Annotated in this window: 6 protein-coding genes and 1 pseudogene; 4 read left to right on the forward strand and 3 right to left on the reverse strand. The window is 61.7% G+C overall.

The annotated features are described in order from the left end of the window. Nucleotides 1-11: 11 nt before the first annotated feature. Nucleotides 12-155, reverse strand: a pseudogene (locus Q0693_RS02940) (DegV family protein); the annotation flags it as partial. Between the two features lie 218 nt (nucleotides 156-373). Between Q0693_RS02940 and Q0693_RS02945 the strand changes: the two are divergent. Both Q0693_RS02945 and Q0693_RS02950 read left to right on the forward strand, forming a co-directional pair. Then, nucleotides 374-1543 carry a lipid-A-disaccharide synthase-related protein gene (locus tag Q0693_RS02945; protein WP_298629081.1) on the forward strand — a complete coding sequence of 390 codons (1170 nt, stop codon included), beginning with the start codon at nucleotides 374-376 and terminating at the stop codon, nucleotides 1541-1543. Between the two features lie 6 nt (nucleotides 1544-1549). Further along, nucleotides 1550-2761, forward strand: a complete 1212-nt coding sequence (locus Q0693_RS02950; protein WP_298629083.1) for a glycosyltransferase family 4 protein — start codon at nucleotides 1550-1552, stop codon at nucleotides 2759-2761. Here Q0693_RS02950 and Q0693_RS02955 read toward each other — a convergent pair. Next, nucleotides 2700-3383 carry a glycosyltransferase family A protein gene (locus tag Q0693_RS02955; protein ID WP_243030338.1) on the reverse strand — a complete coding sequence of 228 codons (684 nt, stop codon included), beginning with the start codon at nucleotides 3381-3383 and terminating at the stop codon, nucleotides 2700-2702. The two genes, Q0693_RS02950 and Q0693_RS02955, sit on opposite strands and share 62 nt — an antisense overlap. Before the next feature lie 14 nt (nucleotides 3384-3397). Between Q0693_RS02955 and Q0693_RS02960 the strand changes: the two genes are divergently transcribed. Together Q0693_RS02960 and Q0693_RS02965 are read left to right on the forward strand one after the other, a co-directional pair. After that, nucleotides 3398-4564, forward strand: coding sequence for an MFS transporter (locus Q0693_RS02960; protein WP_298629085.1), 1167 nt, complete (start codon nucleotides 3398-3400; stop codon nucleotides 4562-4564). Next, nucleotides 4555-5736 carry a polysaccharide deacetylase family protein gene (locus Q0693_RS02965; protein WP_298629087.1) on the forward strand — a complete coding sequence of 394 codons (1182 nt, stop codon included), beginning with the start codon at nucleotides 4555-4557 and terminating at the stop codon, nucleotides 5734-5736. Before Q0693_RS02960 ends, Q0693_RS02965 begins: the two co-directional genes overlap by 10 nt. Here the strand turns inward: Q0693_RS02965 and Q0693_RS02970 are convergent. After that, nucleotides 5645-5996, reverse strand: a 352-nt coding sequence (locus Q0693_RS02970) for an MnmC family methyltransferase (RefSeq protein ID WP_298629089.1), incomplete at its 5' end; no start/stop codon positions are given. The genes Q0693_RS02965 and Q0693_RS02970 overlap by 92 nt on opposite strands.

The raw sequence follows: 5996 nt of genomic DNA on the forward strand, positions 1-5996 counted from the left end.
GCACCCTTTGCCTATTCTAGCGAGTAGGCGTGGATGGCTATAGCCCCGAGGCCCACGTTGGCGGCGATGGTGGCCCCGCTTCGCGTGATACGCCCCTTTTCCAGGCGCAAAGCCCCCTCCAGGCTTTTCTTTAAGCCCTCGTTCCACTCGGTTCTGTGGACATATATGGGGACGGCGCCCACGGCCTCGTCCAGGATCCTGGGGGAAAGGTCCGCAGCGGTATCGGTCACCAGACCTAGTTCCATGTGAGCCATTTTATACTAAGTCAAAGGCAATGCCCGACCTATAATGGCAACGTGTTGGTTCCTGCCACGGGGAAGGCTACGCGGTCCCTGATCCTCAGTAGATCAAGCCACACCGAGGTGAACTCCGTATGAAAATAGTTTTTGTCTCCAACGGTCCCACCGAGGATGCCATCGGAGCCCGCATAGCCCAACATCTAGGTTCAGGAAAGGAAATCCTAGCCTTACCCCTAGTGGGTCAGGGGAACGCATACGTGGGAATAGCCCAGGCAATCCTCGGGCCACGTAAATCAATGCCTTCGGGTGGCTTCATCTTCGGTAGTTGGCAAAACCTCCTAGCAGACCTCAAGGCAGGCTTTATCTCCATGACCCTTGCTCAGTGGCGGACAGCGCGCTCCCTTTTGGTTGATGCGGTGATAGTAGTAGGAGATGCGTACGCCTTAACCGTAGGCCTCTTGGCGGCAAAGGGCGCTCCCGTCTTTCACGTCAATCCCCTTGTTTCTGCATACTACTTGGAAAACGCGTCCTTCTTGGAGTTGGCACTAGACTGGGGAGGAAGCGACTTCACCCCCTACGAACGGCTTCTTCATCGCTCGGTGAAGGCTGTTTTCGTGCGTGACCTAAAAAGCCTGGAACGCCTTAAGCGCCTAGGGGTCCATCATGCGTACTGGTACGGTAGCTTCGCCATGGACCTTCTGCCTCCCCCTGAGCGTGACCTCGACCCTTTGGTGGGCGAGGCTCCAGTTATGGCCCTTATCCCGGGGACTCGAGGAGATGAAACTTTCAGTCTACCCCTTATGCTGGAAGCCAGCCTACGCGTTCCCTTAACCCCTGTGGTGGCCTGGGCTAAGGCATGGAACGCCCTTCCTCCCTTACCCGGTTGGCAGGCCCAGGAAGAAGACGCCTCCACCCTCCGTCTCACCAAGGCGGGTAAGGCCGCCTGGGTTCTTCGGGGGGCCTTCTCCGCCATCCTCCACCGCAGCGTCCTCGCCCTATCCACCGCGGGAACCGCTAGCGAGCAAGCTGCAGGCTTGGGCATTCCCATCGTAGGTTTCCCCACACCCGGTCCCCAGTACACCCGGGCCTTCGCCCGCCGACAAAAGAGGCTCTTAGGCCCAGCTCTTCGCCTGACCGAAGCCGACCCACATAGGATAGCCGCCGAAGTCCTTTTCCTACTCAACGCTCAGGAAGCCTATGTTCGGGCTAGCCAAGAAGGCAAATGTCGCATCGGACCCCCAGGCGGAATCACCGGCACTGCTCAACACATACGTAACCAACTGGAGAACCCTGAGGTAAGCTAGATTGGCATGCGCCTCTACCGCGTAGGCCTTTTCACCGACGTCTACTTCCCCAACCCCAACGGGGTGACCACCAGCGTGTACCTTCTCCTAAGGGAGCTCCGGCGAATGGGGCACGAGGCCTGGGTGGTGGCTCCCCATCACCCGGAAGCCCCTGAACGGGAAGAAGGCGTGGTCCGGGTTCCCTCCCTGCCCTACCCCTTTTACGAGGGGCAGCAGATCGCCCTACCCACTTCGCGCCACCTGCCCACGGAGTTTGAGCTCATCCACACCCACACCCCCTTAACCCTGGGAGTATGGGGCCTAAGGATCGCCCGCAACAAAAACCTGCCCCATGTTTCCACCTTCCACACCCACTACGAGAAGTACGCCCATTACGTTCCCGGGCTAGCCATACTGGACAAATACACGGGCATCATCCCGAGGCTCGCCAAGGCCTTTTACAACCGGGTGGAGGTGGTCATCGCCCCCACGGAGCCAGTCAAGCGCTTGGCGGAGGGCTACGGCATCCAAAGGCCCATCCGGGTCATTCCCACAGGGATTGACAACCGCATTCTGGAGGAAGCGCCCCTTCCCTCACCCTCCCCCTGGCCGGAGGGCAAAAGGCGGCTCATCACCGTGGGCCGGCTAGGCAAGGAAAAATCCTTTGATGTGGTCCTCAAGGCTGTAGCCGAGATGGCCCGGGAAGAGGATGTTCTCCTGGCGCACATAGGCGAGGGGCCGGAACTGGAAAGCCTAAAGCGCCTGGCGGTCCAGTTGGGCATAGAAGACCGGGTGCGCTTCTTGGGCACCGTGCCCTACCGATCTATCGGCGGGTACTATCGGATGGCGGAGGTCTTTCTGTTCGCCAGCGAGACCGAAACCCAGGGGCTGGTCATCTGGGAGGCCCAAGCCATGGGGGTACCCGTGGTGGCCGTGGGCGCCGAGGGGGTCCTGGAGGGCGTGGTGGAGGGGAAAACCGGGTACCTGGTGCCTCCGGGTGACTACCGGGCCCTGGCGGAAAAGGCCTTGGATCTCCTGCGGGATGAGGACAAACGCCGGCATTTCAGCTTACAAGCACGGGCCTGGGCTATGGAGCGGTCTGCGGAGCGAATCGCCGAGAGGATTGTCGCCGTGTATGACGAAGCCAATGAGATTCTGCGGGTGGAACCCCAGAGGCTTATCTTTCCCTTCCCCCGTCTTCCCCGAAGTACCCTCGAGGATCACCCAAGAGATTTCTAAGCTGTTGGGCCAAAAACCTTCCCCAACCCCCCTTTAACCTTCTAGGAGAGGTTAGGACCAAGGCTTGGGGCACATACCGCACGTTCCCTATTTGGCGAAGCCTCCAGCCTAAAAGCACATCCTCCCTAGCCTCCACCTCCGGGAACCCTCCCACCCTCAAGGCGGCCTCCTTCAGGAACATCATGTTGGCCCCGGCCAGATTGGGTCTTCCCAGGAAGGCCATCAGGTTCAGGAAGGCCCGGTAGCCCCACTCGGAAACCACGGCCGCCCAAGGCGAAACCCCATAAAAGCGCAAGGGTCCGTAGAGGGCCACTGCGCCTTCCGCATGGCGGGCCAGGCTCTGAAGCCACGTGGGAAGGGGCAGGGAATCGGCATCGGTCATGGCCACCCATTCCCCCCGGGCCGCCAGAAGTCCCGCCTGGCGGGCATAGGCCACCCCTTTCCTGGCACAGTACACCACCCGCACCCCAAGCGCCTCTGCCACCTCCCGCGTGCGGTCGGTGGAGGCATTGTCCACCACGATCACCTCAAAAGGAGGCAAGGTTTGCTGCAAAACCGCTTGCAAGGCTCCTGGCAATAGGGTCTCTTCGTTGTGGGCCGGGATCACCACGCTGATGCGCACGGGTATACTTTAGCGTGTTTCGTTATCTGCCGTGGGCCAGGGAGGGGCTTCCCGTATTCCTGCGCCTGGTCCTTGCCGTAGGCCTTATGGAGGGGGTGCGTAGCGGCTACTTTGCCGGCCTCCTCCCCTTTTATGCGCCCGAGCACCTGGGGCTTGGCCCTGCCACCTTTACCCTTGCCTTCACCTTCCACCAACTCTCGGAAAACCTGTCCAAAACCTTTGGCGGACTCCTGGCGGAAAGGGTGGGCTTTGGCCGCACCGTAAGCCTGGCCGCCCTTACCGGCTTCCTGACCCTCCTCCTTACCCCCCTGGCGCAAACGGGTTGGCTCCTATGGGGGCTGGTCATCCTCTGGGGGCTTAGCCTGTCCACCCTATACCCCGGACTTATGACCCTAGCCAGCCGCATCGCCGTGCCTGGCCGGGAAGCCAGGGCTCTTTCCTTTACCCTAACCTTGGTGATGCCTTGGGTGGGCATCGGCTTGGTGGGGGTGGGGCAGGTGGCCCAGAAGGAACCCGAGGCTGCGCTCACCCTGCTCCTAGCCACCCAAGGCGTGGTCCTCCTCCTTGCCTTAAGCCTCTTCCCCTTTCGCATCCCGCTTCCCCAAGCCGTGCGGGAGCCATACCCCTTCCGGCGCCTCTTGCTCTTCCTGCCCGCAGCCTTTGGCCAAACCTTCGCCCCCGCCTTGGTTTCCCTATTCATCCTTCGCCTTGCCAAGGAGGAACTTGCCCTAGAGCCCATCGCCTTGGGAGGACTTCTCCTCTATGGGGGAGCCCTGGCCTTTGGCCTCCTCCCCGTAACGGGAAGGCAGGTGGACCGCAAGGGCTACCGTTTGGCCCTGGTGGGGGGACTCCTCCTCCTCGGCCTCGTCATGCTCCGGCTTGCCTTTGCTCCCAGCTTCCTAGAGCTTGTGATCTTGGTAAGCCTGGCAGGGGTGGGCTACAGCCTGTTCCTTCCCGGCTGGAACGGATTCCTGGCCAAGAACCTCCCCCAGGAAAACCGGGCCGCCATCTGGGGAGGCTTGATGACCGCAGAGGGATTGGGCATCGCCCTGGGACCTGCCGTGGGGGGTGTGCTTTGGGAGTCCTTTGGGATCAAGGCTCCCTTGCTGGCCGGAAGCGCCGTCTTCTTCCTGCTTAGCCTCCTTTACGCCTTTCTCTTTTGGAGGGTGCGATGGAACTAGCCCTTGGCCTAGTCCTTCTCCTGTATGGCCTTTCCGATTTGCTCTTTCGCTTCCTGGGCCTCGGGGCCTATGCCCACGCCTCGAGGCGCACCCCCAAGATCGCCCTCACCTTTGACGATGGCCCCTCCGAAAGGACCGAGGCCCTGCTTGAGGTACTCCGCAGGCATGGGGTTAAGGCCACCTTTTTCCTCACCGGGGAAAAGGCCCGGGCCCGGCCAGACCTGGTGGAGGCCATAAGGCGGGAAGGACACCAGATAGAGGACCACGGGGAATGGCACCAAGCCTGGAAACTTTTCCTACCCTGGCTGGAATGGGAACACATGCGCCGGAATCCGGGCCGCTATTACCGGCCACCCCATGGCCTCCACACCCCTTTTACCCGCATTTTTGCCCGGTTACTGGGCAAGCGCGTAGCCCTGTGGGACCTGGAAAGCAAGGACTGGTTAAACCACTTCCCTGAGGCCCTGGCAGAACGCCTGCTTTACTACCTGCGCCCCGGATCCATCGTGCTTCTCCACGATGGCCCAAAGCGCACGCTTAAGCTCCTGGAACGGGTGCTGCCCCAGATCCTCCACCTTGGATACGAGCCGGTCACCCTGGACGGGCTTGCCCCCAGGCCCCTCACCCCCAGGCTGGCCCTCATCCGTGGCCTGCAGGGGTTTGAGGAACGGTACAACACCAGGCATCAGGTGGTACGGGCAGGATACGGCCCCTTTGACCTCCTCCGGCTGGAGCGAAAGCCCTTTCCCGGCCCCGACCTCCCAGGCCTTTCCCGGGGAATACCCGCCTTTGAACTCCATCTGGAAAGCCAGCGGGCCATGGAGCTCACTCCCTTGGAGGCCATCCGCTACATGCGGGAGAGCTTAAGAAAAGCGGCCTTCCTCGTAGCCGAGGACCCGGAGGTGCGCCTGGTCTATGGCTACAGCCACCTGGCCCAGGGGAGTAGGCTCTTTGGTTTTAACACCCATCCCCTACCCCCCTGGCCCCATTTTGTGGCCACCTTGAGCAGCACCTGGTTCCACTGGCTCTACCGTGGGGAGCTCCCCAACCCTAAACAGGCCCGGGTAGAGCTCACCTACCTCACCCGGGAGGAGCTTTTAAGGCGATTCCCACCGTCCACTCCCGCTTCCCCAAAGCCGGCACCCGGTGAAGGGCAAACCCCGCCGCCTTAAGGTTCCGGCGGAAGGCCCCTTGGGCGGAGTAGGTGGCCAGCCTGCCGCCACGCCGCAAAGCCCGGTGCAGCTTCCTCAGAACAGGGAAAGACCAGGGCCCGGGATTTGCCCGAGGGCTAAAAGGATCCAGGTAGACCGCCGTGGCCCAATCCCGGGGAAGTTCCAGCGCCTCCACCTCCCCAAAGAGAATGCGAAGCTCGCCCCAAGGCCCCCGGAAACAGGCCTCCGGCCAACCCTTAAGGACCTCGGCAAACACCTCC

The sequence above is a fragment of the uncultured Thermus sp. genome (genome assembly GCF_938010445.1).
GTDB lineage: Bacteria > Deinococcota > Deinococci > Deinococcales > Thermaceae > Thermus > Thermus altitudinis.